The following is a 19,075-nucleotide window of genomic DNA, read 5'->3' as shown; positions in this document are numbered from 1 at the left end:
GAGAGGAACGAACATATGGAGACGGATGTGACAACGGAGTTGTATCCGCGCGAGCGCGTCGGCCTGGTGCGCGAGGCGACGGCGAAGGCGGGCCTCGGGGCCGTGCTGCTGACACCCGGCCCGGACCTGCGGTACGTCACCGGGTACGACGCCAAGCAGCTGGAGCGGCTCACCTGCCTGGTGGTCCCGGCCGCCGGCGAGCCGTTCCTGGTCGTCCCGAGGCTGGAGCTGCCCGCCGCGCAGGAGTCGCCGGCGGGCTCGCTCGGGCTGGAGCTGGTGCCGTGGGACGAGACCGACGACCCGTACGCGCTGGTGGCCGACCGCCTCCCGCGGGACGTGGGGACCGTCGGTCTGGCCGACCGGATGTGGGCGGTGATGGCGCTGCGGTTCCGCGGCGCGATGCCCGGCGCCGAGCAGACCGCGGCCGGGGCCGTGCTGCGGGAGCTGCGGATGCGCAAGAGCGCGGCCGAGGTCGCGGCGCTGCGGGAGGCGGGGGAGGCGATCGACCGCGTGCACCGCCTGGTCCCCGGCTTCCTGAAGGCCGGCCGGACCGAGCGCGAGGTCGGCCGCGACATCGCCGACGCGATCATCGCCGAGGGGCACGCCCAGGTCGACTTCGTCATCGTCGGCTCGGGGCCGAACGGCGCGAACCCGCACGCCGAGCTGTCGGACCGGGTCATCCGGCCCGGCGAGCCCGTCGTGGTCGACATCGGCGGGACGATGCCGAGCGGCTACTGCTCGGACTCGACCCGCAACTACTGCGTGGGCGAGCCGCCCGCCGACTACCAGGCGTACTTCGCGGTGCTGCTGGCGGCGCAGCGGGCCTCGTGCGAGGCCGTGCGCCCGGGGGCCACGCCGGAGGCGGTGGACGCGGCGGGCCGCGACATCATCGCCGCCGCCGGGCACGGCGAGCACTTCTTCCACCGCACCGGCCACGGCATCGGACTGGAGTCGCACGAGGACCCCTACATCGTCGCCGGCAACCGCGAGCCGCTGGAGCCGGGAATGGCGTTCTCGATCGAGCCCGGCATTTACCCGGGGCCGCACGGCGCCCGCATCGAGGACATCGTCGTGTGCACCGAGGACGGCTACGAGCCGATGAACACCACCGAGCGCGGGCTGGTGGTCGTGGACTGACACCGGTCCCGGACGCGCCGGGACGCCTCGACGGGCACGTGGGCATGAACGGTTTTTGGTTCATGCCCACGTGCCGTTTTTGGACGTCTCAAATTGAGGCGGAAACGGCACGGTAACGATCTCTGCACCAAATGCTCCGGACCGTACGCTGCCGGTTGCGGTCCGGGCGTCCGGCCCTGTACCTCCTTGTTGCACTGTTACGCGGGGGTAAACGAACTTCCTCCGCATCAACGTGCCGTGACGAAGAGGAGACGCCGTGGCAGAGGTCGACCTGACCAGCGTCGGGAAGGTCTATCCCGACGGCACGCGGGCCGTGACCGACCTGAACCTCCACATCGCCGACGGGGAGTTCCTCGTCCTGGTGGGCCCGTCGGGCTGCGGCAAGACGACCGCGCTGCGGATGGTCGCCGGGCTGGAGGAGATCTCCGAGGGCGAGGTCACGATCGGCGGCCGGGTCGTCAACCGGGTGCCGTCCCGGGACCGCGACGTCGCGATGGTGTTCCAGAGCTACGCCCTCTACCCGCACCTGTCGGTGCGCGACAACATCGGCTTCGGGCTGTCGCTGCGCAAGCTGCCGAAGTCCGAGATCCGGGAGAAGGTCGACAAGGCCGCGCGGACCCTCGGCCTGACCGACTACCTGGACAAGAAGCCCCGCAACCTCTCGGGCGGGCAGCGGCAGCGCGTCGCGATGGGCCGCGCGATCGTCCGCGAGCCGCAGGCGTTCCTGATGGACGAGCCGCTGTCCAACCTCGACGCCAAGCTGCGCGTCCAGATGCGCGCCGAGATCGCGCGCATCCAGCGCGACCTCGGCGTCACCACCATCTACGTCACCCACGACCAGACCGAGGCGATGACGCTCGGCGACCGGGTCGCGGTGATGAAGAAGGGGCGGCTGCAGCAGGTCGCCGCGCCGCAGGAGCTCTACGACCGGCCGGCGAACCTGTTCGTCGCCGGCTTCATCGGCTCACCGGCCATGAACCTGATCCAGGGCACGCTGTCCGGCGACGCGGCGAACCCGCGCCTGGAGATCGGCGGCCAGACCCTGACGCTCCCGGCCGAGGTGCTGACCGAGCGCCCGGCCCTGGCGTCCCACCTCGGGAGCGATGTCGTCGTCGGCATCCGCCCCGAGGACATGGAGGACTCCGAGCTCGTGGAGACGCCCGAGGGGTCCGGGCTGACCTCCACCGCCGACCTCGTGGAGGCGATGGGCTCGGACGTGCTGGTGCACTTCGCGATCGAGGCGTCCCAGGTCGTCACCGAGGACACCAAGGAGCTCGCGCGCGACGCGGGGACCGACGTGCTGGGGCACCTGGAGAAGCCCCGCACGGACCTGGTCGCGCGGTTCAGCCCGCGCACCCGCGTGAAGGTGGGCGACCCGGTGACGATCCGCGTCGACACCGGCCGCCTGCACTTCTTCGATATCGAGACGGGCGCGTCGATCTGGGGACCAGGCGACGCCGCTCCGGCCAGGGAGGATGAGGAATGACGGTCAGCTTTGCCGGCGGGGGGACCTCCCCCCGCACACCCCGGTCCGGCTTCGGCAGGCGGGTGACGGGAGCCGCCGTCGCGGCGGGCCTGCTGCTGTCGGCGGCCGCCGCGTGCGGCGGCGACGACAAGGGCGACGACTCCGGGCCCGCGGGCGGGGGTGAGCTGAAGGGCACCACCATCGAGGTCGCGGCCAAGTGGACCGGTCCGGAGGAGGCGAACTTCCGCAAGGTCCTGCAGGCGTTCGAGAAGAAGACCGGGGCGAAGGTCAACTACGCCTCCACCGGTGAGAACACCGACGCCTACCTCGGCCCGCGCATCGAGGCCAAGAACCCGCCGGACGTGGCGATCCTGCCGCAGCCGGGCCTGATGCAGCAGTACGCCGGCAAGGGCGCGCTGAAGCCCCTCGGCGACGACGTGGTGACGCAGGTCGGCCAGAACTTCGCGCCGTACTGGAAGGAGCTCGGCTCCTCCGACGGCAAGACCTACGGCGTCATCGTCAAGGCCGCCTACAAGTCGATCCTCTGGTACCGGCCGGAGGCGCTCGACGAGGCCGGCGTCCAGCCGCCCGCGGCGTGGGCCGACCTGACCAAGGCGGCGGGCACGCTGCAGGACGCGGGCACCACCCCGTTCACGCTCGCCGCGGGGCCGCAGGACTCCTGGACGCTGACCGACTGGTTCGAGAACGTCTACCTGTCGCAGGCCGGGCCCGAGAACTACGACAAGCTCGCCAAGCACGAGATCAAGTGGACCGACCCCAGCGTGGGCAAGGCGCTGGAGGCGCTCGCCGAGATCTGGGGCAAGGGCGACTACCTGAACGGCGGCGTCGCGACCGCGACCAAGACCAAGTTCGACGAGTCGGTCACCCAGGTGTTCGGCCAGCAGAAGGCCGCCATGGTGTACGGCGGCGACTTCGCCGCCGCCAACATCGCCACCACCAAGGCCAAGGTCGGCACGGACGCCAAGGTGTTCGCGTTCCCGAAGGCCGGCGACACCGCCCCGGCGATCCTCGGCGGCGACGTCGCGGTCGCGCTGAAGGACGGCAAGGGCGCGCAGGAGCTCATGAAGTACCTCGCCTCGCCCGAGGCGGGCACGGTGTGGGCCGGGCTCGGCGGCTACCTGACGCCGAACAAGAACGTCAAGCCCGACGCCTACTCCGACCCGATCGCCAAGCAGCTGGTCACCCAGCTCCAGCAGTCCGGCGACGCCGCCCGCTACGACATGTCCGACCTGGCGCCCGCCGCGTTCGGCGCGACCCCCGGCAAGGGCGAGTGGGAGGCGCTGCGCCAGTTCGTGCAGAACCCGACCGACGTCAAGGGCACGCAGGCCAAGCTCGAGGCCGAGGCGGCCAAGGCGTACAAGTAGGGCCCACAAGTAGGGAACCCCTGAATGAAGGCTCCGAATGAGGAGGTGCCGCCGGCCGCGACGGCCGGCGGCGCCGCCGCCGTCGCCGCTCCGGCCGCCCCCCAGGGCCGCCGCGGGGCGCGCGAGCGGCTGACCCCGCCCTCGTGGCTGGCCCTGATGTTCCTGCTGCCGGCGCTGCTGCTGCTCGGCTTCCTGGTCGTCTACCCGATCGTCTACTCGGTGATCCGCAGTTTCTTCGACGCCTCGGGCGGCTCGTTCGTCGGCGTCGACAACTACACCGGGATCTTCAAGGGGCACGACAACCTCGTGGCGGTGCGCAACACCGCGATCTGGGTCGTCGTGGCGCCGACCGTGGTGACCATCGTCGGCCTGCTGTTCGCCGTCCTCACCGAGCGGATCCGGTGGGCGACGGTGTTCAAGCTCGTGGTGTTCATGCCGATGGCGATCTCCTTCCTCGCCTCCGGCGTGATCTTCCGGCTGGTGTACCAGCAGGACCCGGACAAGGGCGTGGCGAACGCGGCGATGGTCGCGGTGCACGACATGTTCCGGCAGGACACCACCTACCCGGGCGCCGCGCCCCGCGGCGGCGGGAGCGCCCCGGTCCGCCAGGAGGGCGGCGCCGTGGTCACGGTGCAGCCCGTCTCGGCCGGGCAGAGCGCGCTCGTCCCGCTGCTGAGGGTCAAGCCCGAGTACCTGCCGAAGTCCGCCGAGCCCGCGGCGCAGCCCCCGGCCGCCAGGCCGGGCCAGCTGACCGGCACGGTCTGGTTCGACTTCACCCGGGGCGGCGGCGGGCAGCAGAACGCCCCGAACTCCGGGGAGTCCGGTCTGCCGGGCATCCGGGTCGAGGCGGTCCAGGGCGGCAAGGTGGTCGCCAAGGCGACCACGAACGCCGACGGCACCTTCACCATGAAGAAGGTGCCGGCCGGGACGTACACGATCCGGCTGCCCAAGGACAACTTCACCACCGCCTACCAGGGCGCCGAGTGGCTGGGCGACACGCTCATCACCCCGGCGATCATCGTGTCGTACCTGTGGGTGTGGTCGGGCTTCGCGATGGTGCTGATCGCCGCGGGGCTCGCCGCCATTCCGCGCGACGCGCTGGAGGCGGCGCGGGTGGACGGCGCCACCGAGTGGCAGGTGTTCCGGCGGGTGACGATCCCGCTGCTCGCGCCCGTGCTGATGGTGGTGCTGGTGACGCTCGTCATCAACGTCCTGAAGGTCTTCGACCTCGTCTACATCATCGGCGGCGGCGATCCGAACGCCAGCGTGCTGGCCCTGCAGATGTGGACCGAGTCGTTCGGCGGCGGCAACGACCAGGGCTCCGGCAGCGCCATCGCCGTGCTGCTGTTCCTGCTCGTGCTGCCCGCCATGCTGTTCAACGTCCGGCGAATGCGGCAGGAGCGCAAATGAGCACCGCGGAGAAGGACGCCCCGGCGCCCTCCGGGGCCGGGGCCGGCGGCGGCAACGGCGCGGCGGGAGCGCCGCGCCGGGGTGTGGCCGCCCGCGTCGTAGGGAAGGTCGGTGGGACCGCCGCCCAGGCGCTGCTGGTCCTCATCGCGGTGTTCTGGCTGGTGCCGACCCTCGGCCTGCTGGTCGCCTCGCTGCGCTCCAACGAGGACAACAACGCCGACGGCTGGTGGAACGTGTTCGCCAAGCCGGCGCAGCTGACGACCGAGTCCTACAGCGCGCTGCTGGACAAGGGCGACTTCGTCGACTCGTTCTGGAACACGGTGCTGATCACCGTTCCGGCGACGCTGCTGGTGGTCGCGATCGCCTCGCTGGCCGCCTACGCGTTCGCCTGGATGGAGTTCCCCGGGCGGGACTGGCTGTTCCTGCTCGTCGTGGCGCTGCTGGTGGTGCCGATCCAGGTCGCGCTGATCCCGGTCGCCAAGCTCTACGGCAAGATCGAGTTCGGCGGGTTCCAGATGTTCGGCTCGGTCACCGGCGTGGTGCTGTTCCACGTCGCGTTCGGGCTGCCGTTCGCCATCTTCCTGCTCCGCAACTTCTTCGCGGCGATCCCCCGGGACCTGCTCGAGGCGGCGCGGATGGACGGCGGCTCGGAGTGGACGATCTTCCGCCGGGTGATCTTCCCGCTGGGCGGGCCGGCGATCGCCTCGCTGGGCATCTTCCAGTTCCTGTGGGTGTGGAACGACCTGCTGGTCGCGCTGGTGTTCGCCGACACCGAGTCGCAGCCGATGACCAAGTGGCTGCAGTCGCAGATGCGGCAGTTCACCGGCAACATCGACATCCTCGCGCCCGGCGCGTTCCTGTCGCTGGTCGTCCCGCTGGCGGTCTTCTTCGCCTTCCAGCGCTACTTCGTCCAGGGAGTCCTCGCGGGCTCGGTGAAGTGACCTCGGGGGACGAGACGATCCCCTCACGCGTCGGTGCCCACGGCCTCTCCGAGGCCGTGGGCACCGATCTGTTCCGGTAGGAGCAGGGTCAGCCGGACTTGCTCAGGTCCGCGGCGCCGTGCGCTCCGGCGACGTCGGGGTGCCCGATGGCCAGGCCGCTGGACGGGTCGAAGAAGTGCAGGCGGCGCGTGTCGACGGCGAGGTCCACGTCCTGCCCCGGGCGCACGTGCGAGCGGGAGTTGACGCGGGCCGTCCACAGCGCCTTGTTCTCGATCAGCGGGATCGCCATGTCGCCCTCGCCCTCGGCGGCGTCCTCGGCGAGGTCGGCGGTGTCCTTGTGCTCGACCGGCGGCGCGTCGATCGTGAAGATCACGTTGATCTCGCTGCCGAGCTCCTCGGTGACGCTGCTGCGCACCGCCATCGGCGCCCAGCCGGTCTGGGCGTGCGCGGCGTCCTCGAAGTCCGACGGGCGGACGCCGAGGATGATCTTGCGGCCGAGGTAGTCGCGCAGGCCCGGCCTGCCGTCCAGGACGGCGGCCGGGACGGGCAGCGTGTAGCCGGCGAAGGAGACCCGCGCCCCGCCGTCGCCGGTGTCGAGGTCGGCGAGCACGAAGTTCATCGCCGGCGAGCCGATGAACCCGGCCACGAACAGGTTGACGGGGTTGTCGAACAGCCGCTGCGGGGTGTCGACCTGCTGCAGCTTGCCCTCGCGCAGCACGCACACCCGCGACCCCAGCGTCATCGCCTCGACCTGGTCGTGGGTGACGTACACGGTGGTGACGCCGAGCCGCTCGTGCAGTTGACTGAGGGAGGCGCGCATGGACACGCGGAGCTTGGCGTCGAGGTTGGACAGCGGCTCGTCCATCAGGAACGCCTGCGGCTGGCGGACGATGGCGCGGCCCATCGCGACGCGCTGGCGCTGGCCGCCCGACAGTGCGGCCGGCTTGCGGGACAGGTACTGCTCGAGCCCGAGCATCTTGGCGGCGTCGCGGACCTTCTGCTTGATCTCCGCCTTCGGCGTGCCGCGCAGCTTGAGGCCGAACGCGAGGTTCTGCTCCACCGTCATGTGCGGGTACAGGGCGTAGTTCTGGAAGACCATCGCGATGTCGCGGTCCTTCGGCGCGAGGTCGTTGACGACCTGGTCGCCGATGGAGATCTTCCCGCCGCTGATCTCCTCCAGGCCGGCGATCATCCGCAGCGCGGTGGACTTGCCGCAGCCGGACGGCCCGACCAGCACCATGAACTCCCCGTCGCGGATCTCCAGGTCGAGCCCGTCGACGGCTTTGACGCCGCCGCCGTACACCTTGTCGACCCGGTCCAGCACGATCTTGGCCATCCGAACCCCTTGTGGAAACGTTTCCGCCGTTCCCCTGCCGAGCAGGGGATATGTCGTAATGGCTGGAGTAAACATCATGGAATCGTTTCCAGGGGAGACTCATCGTGAGAAGATGATCGAAACGGGCGACAGGGGCGGCGGGTCATGGCGGAGCGGCGGTCGGCGACGATCAAGGACGTGGCCGCGGCGGCGGGCGTCGGCATCGCCACCGTCTCGCGGGTGTTCTCCGGGACGGGCTCGGCGAGCGCCGCGACCCGCGAGCGGGTGCTGGCGGCGGCCCGCGAGCTGGACTACCGGCCGAGCGCACTCGGCCGGGGGCTGAAGCTGCGCCGCAGCGGCGGCATCGGCCTGGTCGTCCCCGACGTCACCGACCCGTTCTGCGCCGAGCTGGTCGCGGGCGTGCTGGCCTGCGCCCGCACCCTCGGCGAGCACGTCATCGTGGACGCCGCGCACGGCGACCCGGCCCGCGAGGCCGAGATCGTCGACCGGCTCGTCGAGCAGCGGGTCGACGGGATCATCGCGCTGCCCGCCGGGGACGAGGCCGACTGGCGCGCCGCGGCCCGGGTGTGCTCCAGCGTCGTGTTCGCCGACCGCGTCCTGCCCGGGCTGCCGGACGTCCCGTCCGTCCTCGCCGACGACGCGGGCGGCGTCCGGTCCCTCGCCGAGTACCTCGTCGGGCTCGGGCACCGCCGCATCGGGTTCCTCGGCGGGGCGCCGGGCCGCCCCTCGGGGGTGCGCGAGCGCGCGTTCCGCGAGACGCTGGCCCAGCTCGGGGTGCCCGTGGAGGAGGATCTGATCGTGGCCGCCCGGCCCGCCCGCGACGCCGCCTACGCCGCCGCCGCCGGGCTGCTGCAGCGCCGCGCGGACGCCACCGCCGTGCTGGCCGCCGGCCACCTGCTCGGCGAGGCCGCCGTCCTGGTCGCCCGCGAGCTGGACCTGCGGGTGCCCGCCGACGTGTCCATCGCGATGGTGGACGACGTCGCGTGGGCCGAGCTGTGCGATCCGCCGCTCACCGCCGTGGCCAGGCCCGGCCACGACATCGGCTACCGCGCCTGCGAGCTGCTGCTGCGCGAGCCCGCCCGGCGCGGCCGGGGAGGCCCGGTCCTGCTGCCGACGGAGCTGGTGGTGCGCGGCAGCTGCGGACCGCTGCGCGCCGTGCGCCGCTGATCTACGCCCCCACCGGGGCCCCGCGCGGGCCTCGGCCCCGGCGGGCAAGGCCGATCCGTGATCCCGTGCGGGCCCGCGCACCGGCTCCGGCGCGCTAGATTTCCCGCGTGGAGGAGATCGATCGTCAGATCATGGCGCTGCTGGCCGACGACGGGCGGATGAGTTTCACCGACCTGGCCAAGGAGACGGGGCTGTCGGTGTCGGCGGTGCACCAGCGCGTCCGGCGGCTGCAGAAGCGCGGCGTCATCACCGGCTTCGCCGCGCAGCTCGACACCCGGCAGATCGGCCTGCCGCTGACCGCGTTCGTGTCGATCAAACCGATCGACCCGGCCGCCCCCGACGACGCCCCCGAGCGGCTGGCGCACCTCCAGGCGATCGAGGCGTGCCACTCGGTGGCGGGGGACGAGAGCTACATCCTGAAGGTCCGGGTCGCCTCCCCGAACGAGCTGGAGGACCTGCTCCAGAAGATCCGCGCCGCCGCGAACGTCGCGACGCGCACCACGGTCGTCCTCAGCACCCCCTGGGAGGCGCGGCGCCCGCCCCTGTAGTCAGGTGCCGGGCGCGAACGCGTCCAGCGCCTCCTGGGCGCGCTCCAGCGACGCCTCCGGGTCGGCGTCCGGCCCGGTGATCTCGGGATCGAAGTTCAGGTCGACGAACAGCTCGGTGACGCCCTGCCGCGCGAGCGCCCCGAAGTCGCCGCGGATCTCCTCGTAGGAGCCGGTGAGCGGGCGCCTGCCCTCCCGTCCCGCGGGCCGGACCCGAACCGCGCCCCGGCACACGAACCGCAGCGCGGACGCGTCCCGCCCGGCGCCCTCGGCGGCCTCCCGCACGATGTCGATGGAGCGCCCGATCGCGGCGAGGTCGGCGCGGCTGGAGCTGACCCAGCCCTCCGCCAGCCGGCCGGCGCGCCGCAGCGCGGGCTCGGCGCCGCCGCCCAGCAGGATCGGCGGACCGGACGGCTGGAGCGGCCGCGGGTCCATGGTCACCGGCGGGATGTCGTAGAACTCGCCATGGAACCGCGCCGCGTCCCCGGGCCCGCCCGCCCACAGGGCGCGCAGCGCGCCGATGAACTCCTCCGCGCGGGCGCCGCGCCGCTCCATGGGGGCGCCGACCGCGGCGAACTCCTCGGGCATCCAGCCGATCCCGAGGCCGAGGTCCAGGCGCCCGCCGCTGACGTGGTCGAGGGTGGCGGCCTGCTTGGCGAGGATCGGCGGCGCGTAGAACGGCAGGTTCACGACCGCGACGCCCAGGCGGGCGCGGGCGGTGTGGGCGGCGAGGTAGGCCAGGGTGATCAGGGGGTCGGGGACGTTCCGGTAGGTGAGGTCCCGCGACCCGGCGGGGTTGAGGACCCGCTGGAGCGTCCACAGCGAGCGGTAGCCGAGCTCCTCGGCCCGCCGCGCCACCGCGACCTGGTTGCGCGGGGTCGCCCACGCGCCCGACCCCGGAACCGCGAACCCGATCTCCACGGCGTCCCCCTTACCCGCTCCGGCGTGACCTTACAACGTCAAGGGCGGCGGCGGAAGGCGACGCGCAGGGCCTCATGAGCGGACGGCGGGGCGCCGACGTGGTCGAGGGCGAGGAGCGCGGCGCCGAGGAGCGGAGGGTCCTCGGGGACGAGCAGGCGCGCGCGGGGGGCGAGGGCGGCGTAGCGGTCCGCGACCGCGTCCATCAGCAGGGGCCGGCGGGCGGCCAGGACGCCGCCGCCGAGGACGACGTCGGCGGGGGAGTGCAGCAGGTCCAGGCGGCGCAGGGCGACCGAGCCGAGGACCGCCACCTCCTCGGCGAGCCGGAGCACCGTGCCGCGCGCCGCCGCGTCGCCGGCCTCGGCGGCGTCGAGCAGGACGGGGGCGAGGCCGGTGAGGCGGCCCTGGTCGATCTCGCCGAGGTGGAGGGCGAGGCCGACGTCGACGGCGCGGGTCACGCCGAAGTGGGCGGCGACAGCGGCGGTCAGCGCCGTCTCCGGTCCCCGTCCGTCCTCGCCGCGGACGGCGTGCCACAGGGCCGCGCGGCCCAGTTCCGCGCCGCCGCCCCAGTCGCCGGTGTGGGGGCCGAGGGACGGGAACCGGGCGGTGCGCCCGTCGGGGGCGACACCTGCGCAGTTGATGCCGGCGCCGCAGACCACCGCGACGCCCCAGCCCTCGGTGGCTGCGCTGCGCAGCAGCGCGAACGTGTCGTTTCCGACGGTCACGCTCGGCGCGGCATCCCGGGCGAGCAGGAGCTTCTCCAGGCGCTCCTCCTCGCCCGGCAGGTCGACGTTGGCCATGTAGGCGGCGAGGTGGACGACGTCGCCGGCCGGGACCCCGGCCTTCCGGAGCGCGCCGCCGAGGTCCGCCGTCAACGCGTCCAGCGCGGCGTCGAGACCCGCGGTCTGCGGGCGGAAGCCCGCGCCGCGCGCGGTGGCGAGCAACTCCCCGGCGGTGGTGGCGACGGCCGCGTCGGTCTTGCTGTTGCCGCCGTCGACGGCGACGAGGACGCCCGTCCCCATCAGGCGGCCCACGGCAGGTGGGCGCGGTTGGCGGCGACGAGGTCGCGGGCGAGGCGCTCGGCCGTCCCGATCCGCCCCACGAGCGGGTGCGCGAGCAGCGCGGTGGTGACGCGGTCGAGGCCGCCGCGCAGGGCGGCGTCCAGGGCCAGTTCCTCATACGCGGCCACGTGCGCGATCAGCCCGGCGAAAAGCGGCTCCATGGGCGGGACGGGAAGCGGCACCGCCCCGGAGGCGGTGATCCGCGCCGGGACCTCGACGACCGCGCGGTCGTCCAGGAACGGCAGCGTGCGGTGGTTGCGCACGTTGACGACCTGTGCGTCGCCGCGCCCGCCCAGCAGCGACGCGGCCAGCCGCACGGCGGCCTCGGAGTAGAACGCGCCGCCGCGCTCGGCGAGCCGGGCGGGCTTGGTGTCCAGGGCGGGGTCGGCGTAGGCCTCCAGGAGGTCGCGTTCGAGCGCGGCGACCTCCTCGGCCCGCGACGGCGCGCCGCGCTGCTCCCGGACGACGCGGTCGTGCTCGTAGAAGTAGCGCAGGTAGTAGGACGGGACGGCGCCGAGGGCCCGCAGGAAGGGGCCGGGAAGTCCGGAGACCGCGGCGAGCTCGGCGGGGTGCCGGTCGAGCAGGTCCGGCAGGACGTCGCGCCCGTCGAGCAGGACCGACCGCACCCACGTGAGGTGGTTGAGGCCGGCGTGGCCGAGGCCCACCCGGTCCGGCGGGACGTCCAGCAGCGCCGCGGCGCGCCGCTGGAACCCGATCGCGACGTTGCACAGGCCGACCGCGCGGTGCCCGGCGTCCAGCAGGGCGCGGGTGACGATGCCGACCGGGTTGGTGAAGTCGATGATCCAGGCGCGCGGGGCGCGGGCGGCGACGCGCGCGGCGATGTCCAGCACGACCGGGACGGTGCGCAGCGCCTTGGCGAGGCCGCCGGCGCCGGTCGTCTCCTGCCCGACGCAGCCGCAGGCCAGCGGCAGGGTCTCGTCGAGGTGGCGGGCCGCCTGCCCGCCGACGCGCAGCTGGAGCAGGACGATCGTCGCGTCCGTGACCGCCTCGTCCAGGTCGCCGGTGGTGACGACCCGGGCGGGGTGGCCGGCGCGGGAGAGCATCCGCGCGGCGAGCCCGCCGAGGAGCTCCAGCCGCCGGGCGTCGGGGTCGGCCAGCACCAGCTCCGACACCGGCAGGGACGCGTGCGCCCGCGCGAGCCCGTCCACCAGCTCCGGCGTGTAGGTGGACCCGCCTCCGATGACCGTCAGCTTCACCCCTTCACCCCCGTCAGGGTCACGCCCTGGACGAACACGCGCTGGGCGAGGAAGAACACCACCAGCACCGGCAGGATCGTCAGCAGCGTCGCGGCCATGGTGAGGTTCCACTCGACGTGGTGGGCGGCGCGGAACGTGGCGACGCCGATGGCCAGCGTCCAGTGGTCGGGGTCGGCGTAGACCAGCGGCCGGAAGTAGTCGTTCCAGCAGTAGAAGAACTGGAACAGCGCCACCGCGGCCAGGGCGGGCTTCGCCATGGGCAGGACGACCCGCAGCATCGTGCGCAGCTCGCCGCAGCCGTCGACGCGGGCGGCGTCGGCGTATTCGCGGGGGATCGTCACCAGGAACTGGCGGAGCAGGAAGATGGAGAACGCGTCCCCGAACAGCTGCGGGATGATCAGCGGCCACAGGGTGCCGGTCAGCCCGAGGCGGGCCCAGACGATGTACAGCGGCACCATGGTGACCTGCGGCGGCAGCATCATCGCCGAGACCACCACGACGAGCGCGAGGCCCCGGCCGCGGAACCGGAAGCGGGCCAGCGCGTAGGCGACCGGGACGCTGGAGACGAGCATGAACAGCGTCGACAGCCCCGCGTACACGGTGCTGTTGACGGTCCAGCGGACCATGTCGCCGCCGAACACCTCGGCGAAGTTGCCGAACCGCCAGTCGCGCGGCCACAGGTCGCCGCCGAGCGCCTGCCGGTCGGTCATCACGGCGGTCAGCGCGATGAACGCCGGCGGTGCCAGGAACATCACGCCGATCGCGACGGCGGTGGCGTGCACGGCGAGCCACAGCAGCGCCCGGCGGGCGCGCCCTTCCCGGGTCATCCCGCCTCCTCTCCGGCGAACGCGCGGAACCTTCGGAGCAGGACCACGGTGAACGCCATCGCGGTGGCGAACATGACGAGCGCCAGCACGCACGCGTAGCCCATGTTGAACTGGCGGAACCCCTGGTCGTACAGCCACTGCGGGAACGTCAGAGTGGAGCCGTCGGGGTAGCCGGGGGAGTACTGGACGCCGGGCAGGTCGGCGCGCCCGGAGGCGACCTTGCCCGCCACCATCGGCTGCGTGAAGTACTGCAGCGTCTCGATGACGCCGGTGACGGCGGAGAACGCCAGGACGGGGGACACGGTCGGCAGCGTGATGTGCCGGAACCGGGCCCAGGCGCCGGCGCCGTCGATCGCGGCCGCCTCGTACAGCGACGCGGGCACGTTCAGCAGCGCGGCCAGCATGATGATCATGACGTCGCCGGCCGCCCACAGCCCGAGCAGGGTCAGGCCGGGCTTGGCCCAGCCGGGGTCGTTGAAGAAGTCGGGCAGCGGGATCCCGAGCCGCGCCGAGACCGTGTGGAAGGGGCCGGTGCCGGGGTTCAGCAGGAACACGAACGCGACCGTGGCCGAGACCGGCGGCACGAGGTAGGGCAGGTAGAGGATCGAGCGCAGCACGCCTGCGCCCCGCTTGATCCCGGTGAGCAGCTGGGCGGCGCCGAGGCCGAACAGCACCCGCAGCGGGACGAGCACGGCGACCAGCCACAGCGTGTTGCGCATCGCCGTGCGGGCGTCGCGGTCGTGCAGCAGGTAGGTGTAGTTGTCCAGCCCCGCGTACTCCAGGGTGAACAGGTTGTAGCGGGTGAAGGAGAAGTAGACGGTGGCGGTGAGGGGGTAGGCGAAGAACAGGCCGAATCCGGCGAGCCAGGGGGACAGGAACGCCAGGACCCGGAGCCGCCGGCGCAGCCGCGCCCGCGCCGCCGTCCCGCCCCGCGCCCCGGTGAGCGGGAGGCGGAGTGATCCGGATGCCACGGTCAGCCTCCGGCGAGTTCGAGGGAGTCGTCGACCTCGCCGTCGAGCCTCTCCAGCGCCGCGCCGAGGTCCTTCACCTTGCCGGGCTCCCACTCGTCCTGGACGAACTTCTCGAACCGGACGACGTAGTCGTTGCCGTTCGGGGTCGGCGGCGTGGTGGAGCTGTGCGGGTTCCGGAAGACGTCGAGGAACGTCCGGAACTGCGGCGGCAGCCTCAGCCCCGGCGACGACAGCGCCGGGATCGTGGAGGGCACGTTGCCGAGCGCGTTGGCGAACGTGACCAGAGCGCCGGTGTCCGTGGTGAGGTACCGGACGAACTCCCATGCGGCCGGGGCGTGCCTGGCGCCGCGCGGGACGCCGATGACGGTTCCGGTGACGAACCCGCCGCCATAGGCGCTCGCGCGCTCGTCGGAGACGGGGACGGGCGCCGTGCCGTAGTCGAGCCTCGGCGCCTCCTCCTGGATGAACCTGGTGCGCCACTCGCCGTCCACGGCCATCGCCGTCCTCCCCTTCTGGAACGGGTTGGACGACTCGAACTCCTGGCCCATCGAGCGCAGGAACTTCTTGACGTTGCCGTAGCCGTACCAGTCGATGAGGCTCTTGTTCCACTTCAGGTAGGCCTGGAAGGCGGGGTCGCCGGAGAAGTCGGCCCTGCCCTCACGGGTCAGCCATGTGACGCCGAACTGGGGCGCCAGATGCTGGACCTGGTGCTCGTAGTACTGGACGGACGGTATGAAGCCCGCGACCTTGATGGTCCCGTCGGGGTCGCGGACGGTGAGCTTCTTGGCCAGGCGGGTCAGCTCGCCCATCGTCCTGGGCGGCTGCTCGCCCTTCATGAGCTTCTTGTTGTAGTAGAGGCCGTAGGCGTCGGCCAGCAGCGGCATCGCGCAGCGGGTGCCCTTGTACTCGGTGTAGCTCCGCACCGCCGGCGGGAACTGGCCCAGGTCCAGCCTGGACTCGGCGATGTAGGGCGCGAGGTTCTGCCAGGCGCCGCTCCGGCACCACTGCCCGACGCCGTCGGTGGTGAAGGACGACACCACGTCCGGGGGGTTCCCGCCGCGGATGGCGTTGGTGATGCGGTCGTCGGTCTGGCCGTTGACGAGCTTGACGGTGATGTTGGGGTGGGCCTTGTTGAAGCCGGCCACGGCGTCCTGGAAGGCCTTCACCTCGTGCGGGGCGCTCCAGCCGTGCCAGACCTCGATGGTCTGCCTCTCGTCGGACGCCGGGCCCTTGCCCGACGGGTCGCCGCCGGCCGTGCACGCGGTCGCGAGACCGAGCCCGGCGGCGGCCGTGGCCGCCGCGAGCCGGCGCGTAGTGGTGGGGGGCACTCCGGTTCTCCTTAGGGGTGGGGAACGGCGTGGTAGGGGGAGGCGCGGTCCGGGCCGGCGGGTCAGGGGACGGTGGTGGTGAAGACCTCGTCGCGGGTCTCCCGGAGCGCCTGCTGGAGCGCCCCGGCCAGGACGGGGTTGCCCTGGACGGCGCTGAGCCGCACCTCGGGGCGCGGGATCGTGAGGCTGTGCAGGTGCTGTTCGACGCGCGCGCGGAGCGGTTCCCCGCCGGCGAGCAGGACGTCGCCGGTGAGGACGACGAGCGCGGGGTCGACGACCGCGACGACGGTGGCGAGCGTGGCGCCGAGCCTGGTGGCGAGCTCGGTGAGGGCGCGTTCCGCGCGGGCGCCCGCGCCGGTGGCGGTGCGCCTCCCCTCGGTCTCCACGTCGGCGGCGGCGCGGCCGAGCGCGGCGGCGGCGTCCCGGCCGCGGAAGCCGTGCTCGCGCATCAGCCTCAGCACGGCCGCGCCGCCGGTGAGGCTGTGCACGCCGCCGGTGCGGGTGCGGCGCACGTCCCGCATGAGCGGGGCGCCCGCGGCGGGCATGTAGCCGATCTCGCCGGCGCCGCCGGTCGCGCCCCGATGGAGCGTCCCGTTCAGCACGACGGCCATCCCGACACCGTCGGCGACCCACAGCAGGACGAAGTCCGCCGCGCCCGCGGCCCGCCCGCCGGACCGCTCGGCGAGCGCGGCGAGGTTGACGTCGTTCTCGATCGCGACGCGGACGCCGAGCCCGCCGCTCAGCGTCTCCACCAGGTCGGGGATGTGCCAGCCGGGGATGTGCGAGGCGTACCCGAGGCGGCCGGTGGCGGGGTCGACGGCGCCCTGGATGCCGACGACGGCCCGGTCGAGGCGGTCCCGGGTGAGCCCGGCCGCGGCGGCGGCCCCGTCGAGCGCGGCGGCCATCCGGGCGACGACGTCCACGCCGGTGCGTCCGGGGGTCGGCAGCGTGTGCTCGCCGACGACCGTCCCGGCGAGGTCGGCGACGCTGGCGCGGATCCGCGCGGGGGTGACGTCGGCGCCCGCCACGTGGGCGGCGGCGCCGTTGATCCGGTACAGCTCGGCGGTGCGGCCGGGCAGGCCTTCGCGGACGCCGTCGCGGACGACGAGCCCGCCCTGCTCCAGCCGGGCGAGCAGCTGCGAGGCGGTCGGCTTGGAGATGCCGGTGAGGCCGGAGATCTGCGGGCGGGTCAGCGGCCCCCGGGCCAGCAGCGCCTCCAGGGCCGCGCGGTCGTTGATCGCCCGCAGCAGGCTGGGCGTTCCGGGGACGGGCACGGACACGGCGGCTCCTCCAAATTAGGAAAGTTTCCTAACTTGAAGGAAAAGTAAGGACTCTTAACGGATACGTCAAGGTCCGGGACCGGTCACGGCCGCCGTGGACCGCCCGCCACCCGGGGCGCAGGCCGGCCGCGGCGAGGTGAGAGGGGGATCAGGGCGCGGTGACGATGAAGGCGGAGTTGCCGAAGCCGATCTCGTCGCCGGGACGGACGCGGGCCGGGCCGGTCAGCCGGTACCCGTTCACCCGGGTCCCGTTCATCGAGCCGAGGTCGGAGACCATCCAGCCCTCGTCCGCGCGGTAGATCTCGGCGTGGAACCGGGAGACGGTGAGGTCGGTGAGGATGAACTGGCAGGCGGGGGCGCGGCCGACGACGATGCGGCCGAGCTCGCGCGGGGGCAGCATGAACCGGGGCAGCCGCGGCGCCCGCCACGCCGCCTCGATCCGCGCGGTCGCCTGCGAGACCGAGGAGATCAGGCCGGTCAGCCGGTTCATGACGCGGTTGGAGGCCGGCAGGTCGTGCACGATGTCGGCCAGTTCGGCCTTGCTGCGCGCCTGCAGCACCTGGTCGACGCGCCGCTCGAACGTCTCGTCCGACATCCGGCCCTCGGCCACGCGGTCGCTCAGGACGCGCAGCACCCGGTCCCGCTCCGTGTCGGACGCTCTCACCGGGAATGAGGGCTGACCGTCCATAGCTGTGAGTATCCAGTCCCCATCGTCGGCTGTCCAGAAAGGCCCGTCGGGCCGAGGACGGGCGATCGGCTCACCCGCCCTCCACCTTTTCGACGCCGCCCCGCCCCCGGAAGTTCGCGGACGGGGCGGCGGCGTGCGGACGCCGGGCCCTGCCGGCCGGGGGGCTCAGCGCGACAGCAGGTCGCGGGCGATGTGGGTGATCTGGATCTCGTCGGTGCCGGCGTAGATCTGGAAGGACTTGGCGTCGCGGGCGAGCTGCTCCACGCGGTACTCGCTCATGTAGCCGTTGCCGCCGAACAGCTGCACGGCCTCCTGCGCGACCTCGCTGGCGGCCTGCGCGGCGTACAGCTTCATCGCCGACGCCTCGGCGAGGGTGGGGGTGCGTCCGGCGCGCTGCATCTCGATGTGCCGGAACACCAGGTTCTGCACGTTGAGGCGCGCGACCTCCATCTTCGCCAGCTTCAGTTGGATGAGCTGGAAGTCGCCGATGCGCTGGCCCCACAGCTCGCGGGTCTTGGCGTACTCGACCGAGAGCTTCAGGCACTCCTCGATGACGCCGAGGGCCATCGCGGCGACGCCGGCGCGCTCGGTGACGAAGTTCTGCCGGGCCGACTCCTTGCCGCCCTGCGCGCCGGAGGACAGGAGCCGGTCGGCGCCCGCGCGCACGTCGTTGAGGAACAGCTCGCCGGTGGGGGAGGAGTGCAGCCCCATCTTGCGCAGCGGCTTGCTCTGCTCCAGGCCCGGCATGCCCCGGTCGAGGACGAAGGTGAGGATCTCGCGGTTGCGGGGGTCCTCGCCCTGGTCGAGCTTGCAGTAGAAGACGATCGTGTCGGCGTAGGGGCCGTTGGTGATGAAGGTCTTGCCGCCGTTGAGGACGTACTCGTCGCCGTCCTTGCGCGCGGTGGCCTGCATCCCGCCGAAGGCGTCGGACCCGGAGTTCGGCTCGGTGATCGCCCAGGCGCCGACCTTCTCCATGGTGAGCAGCGGGAGCGCCCAGCGCTCCTTCTGCTCGGGGGTGCCGCGCTTCATGATCGTCCCGGCGGCGAGGCCGAGCCCGACGCCCATCGCCGAGACCAGGCCGGGCGCGACCTTGCACAGCTCGATGACCGGGATCATCGACATCGCCGCGCCGCCGCCGGCCCGCTCGCCGTCGGAGGCGGCCGCGCCGCCCTCGCGCTCCTTGGCCAGCCGGGACTGGAAGGACGAGCGGGCCATCTCGTCCATCCCGAACGTCTTGTAGAGGCTGCGGAGCAGGTCGTAGGGCGGCAGCTCGCCCGACTCCAGCGCGTCCAGGTTCGGGCGGACCTCCGCGTCGATCCAGCCGCGCACCGCGTCCCGGATCATCAGGTCTTCCTCGGACCACTCGATCATGCTCTGCCCCGCCCTCTCGACTCCTGCC

Annotated in this window: 17 protein-coding genes; 7 read left to right on the top strand and 10 right to left on the bottom strand. The window is 72.9% G+C overall.

Annotated elements, in window-relative coordinates:
• Positions 1-27: 27 nt before the first annotated feature.
• From AB0C21_RS18650 to AB0C21_RS18630, 5 genes are all read left to right on the top strand, one after another.
• A complete protein-coding gene (locus AB0C21_RS18650; RefSeq protein WP_500205533.1) occupies positions 28-1,137 on the top strand; it encodes a M24 family metallopeptidase in 1,110 nt (369 codons plus the stop codon).
• A gap of 256 nt (positions 1,138-1,393) precedes the next feature.
• Entirely contained in the window at positions 1,394-2,623 is a 1,230-nt protein-coding gene (locus tag AB0C21_RS18645; RefSeq protein WP_149258290.1) for an ABC transporter ATP-binding protein, read from the top strand.
• A complete protein-coding gene (locus tag AB0C21_RS18640; protein WP_500205531.1) occupies positions 2,620-3,987 on the top strand; it encodes an ABC transporter substrate-binding protein in 1,368 nt (455 codons plus the stop codon). Before AB0C21_RS18645 ends, AB0C21_RS18640 begins: the two co-directional genes overlap by 4 nt.
• Before the next feature lie 24 nt (positions 3,988-4,011).
• The gene (locus AB0C21_RS18635) at positions 4,012-5,397 is read left to right on the top strand and encodes an ABC transporter permease (RefSeq protein ID WP_500205529.1); all 1,386 of its coding nucleotides are present in this window, start codon (positions 4,012-4,014) and stop codon (positions 5,395-5,397) included.
• Positions 5,394-6,338: a carbohydrate ABC transporter permease gene (locus AB0C21_RS18630; RefSeq protein WP_500205527.1), complete on the top strand. Its 945-nt coding sequence runs from the start codon at positions 5,394-5,396 to the stop codon at positions 6,336-6,338. Before AB0C21_RS18635 ends, AB0C21_RS18630 begins: the two co-directional genes overlap by 4 nt.
• Before the next feature lie 88 nt (positions 6,339-6,426).
• On the opposite strand, the gene AB0C21_RS18625 is transcribed toward AB0C21_RS18630, so the two are convergent.
• Entirely contained in the window at positions 6,427-7,674 is a 1,248-nt protein-coding gene (locus AB0C21_RS18625; protein WP_500205525.1) for an ABC transporter ATP-binding protein, read from the bottom strand.
• Positions 7,675-7,818: 144 nt separating this feature from the next.
• Between AB0C21_RS18625 and AB0C21_RS18620 the strand changes: the two genes are divergently transcribed.
• Together AB0C21_RS18620 and AB0C21_RS18615 are read left to right on the top strand one after the other, a co-directional pair.
• The gene (locus tag AB0C21_RS18620; RefSeq protein ID WP_500205523.1) at positions 7,819-8,841 is read left to right on the top strand and encodes a LacI family DNA-binding transcriptional regulator; all 1,023 of its coding nucleotides are present in this window, start codon (positions 7,819-7,821) and stop codon (positions 8,839-8,841) included.
• Positions 8,842-8,948: 107 nt separating this feature from the next.
• Positions 8,949-9,389 (top strand): Lrp/AsnC family transcriptional regulator, encoded by a 441-nt coding sequence (locus AB0C21_RS18615; RefSeq protein WP_149258295.1) that lies wholly within the window; start codon positions 8,949-8,951, stop codon positions 9,387-9,389.
• On the opposite strand, the gene AB0C21_RS18610 is transcribed toward AB0C21_RS18615, so the two are convergent.
• The 9 genes from AB0C21_RS18610 to AB0C21_RS18570 form a co-directional block, all read right to left on the bottom strand.
• A complete protein-coding gene (locus AB0C21_RS18610) occupies positions 9,390-10,307 on the bottom strand; it encodes a TIGR03619 family F420-dependent LLM class oxidoreductase (protein WP_500205521.1) in 918 nt (305 codons plus the stop codon).
• Between the two features lie 38 nt (positions 10,308-10,345).
• Positions 10,346-11,326 (bottom strand): N-acetylglucosamine kinase, encoded by a 981-nt coding sequence (locus AB0C21_RS18605; RefSeq protein WP_500205519.1) that lies wholly within the window; start codon positions 11,324-11,326, stop codon positions 10,346-10,348.
• Positions 11,326-12,582, bottom strand: coding sequence for a 6-phospho-beta-glucosidase (locus AB0C21_RS18600; RefSeq protein WP_500205517.1), 1,257 nt, complete (start codon positions 12,580-12,582; stop codon positions 11,326-11,328). Before AB0C21_RS18600 ends, AB0C21_RS18605 begins: the two co-directional genes overlap by 1 nt.
• Positions 12,579-13,409 (bottom strand): carbohydrate ABC transporter permease, encoded by an 831-nt coding sequence (locus AB0C21_RS18595; protein WP_500205515.1) that lies wholly within the window; start codon positions 13,407-13,409, stop codon positions 12,579-12,581. The genes AB0C21_RS18600 and AB0C21_RS18595 overlap by 4 nt, the downstream gene beginning before the upstream one ends.
• Entirely contained in the window at positions 13,406-14,380 is a 975-nt protein-coding gene (locus AB0C21_RS18590) for a carbohydrate ABC transporter permease (RefSeq protein WP_500205513.1), read from the bottom strand. Before AB0C21_RS18590 ends, AB0C21_RS18595 begins: the two co-directional genes overlap by 4 nt.
• A gap of 2 nt (positions 14,381-14,382) precedes the next feature.
• A complete protein-coding gene (locus tag AB0C21_RS18585) occupies positions 14,383-15,708 on the bottom strand; it encodes an ABC transporter substrate-binding protein (RefSeq protein WP_500205512.1) in 1,326 nt (441 codons plus the stop codon).
• A 62-nt stretch (positions 15,709-15,770) separates the two neighbouring features.
• Positions 15,771-16,988 (bottom strand): ROK family transcriptional regulator, encoded by a 1,218-nt coding sequence (locus AB0C21_RS18580; protein WP_500205510.1) that lies wholly within the window; start codon positions 16,986-16,988, stop codon positions 15,771-15,773.
• 148 nt (positions 16,989-17,136) lie between these two features.
• Positions 17,137-17,676 carry a DUF1707 and FHA domain-containing protein gene (locus tag AB0C21_RS18575; RefSeq protein ID WP_149258301.1) on the bottom strand — a complete coding sequence of 180 codons (540 nt, stop codon included), beginning with the start codon at positions 17,674-17,676 and terminating at the stop codon, positions 17,137-17,139.
• Positions 17,677-17,841: 165 nt separating this feature from the next.
• The gene (locus tag AB0C21_RS18570) at positions 17,842-19,047 is read right to left on the bottom strand and encodes an acyl-CoA dehydrogenase family protein (RefSeq protein ID WP_500205508.1); all 1,206 of its coding nucleotides are present in this window, start codon (positions 19,045-19,047) and stop codon (positions 17,842-17,844) included.
• Positions 19,048-19,075 lie beyond the last annotated feature (28 nt).

Origin of the sequence: Spirillospora sp. NPDC049024 (assembly GCF_040649235.1) — a bacterium.
Lineage (GTDB): Bacteria > Actinomycetota > Actinomycetes > Streptosporangiales > Streptosporangiaceae > Spirillospora.
This window is presented reverse-complemented; position numbering and strand designations above follow the sequence as displayed.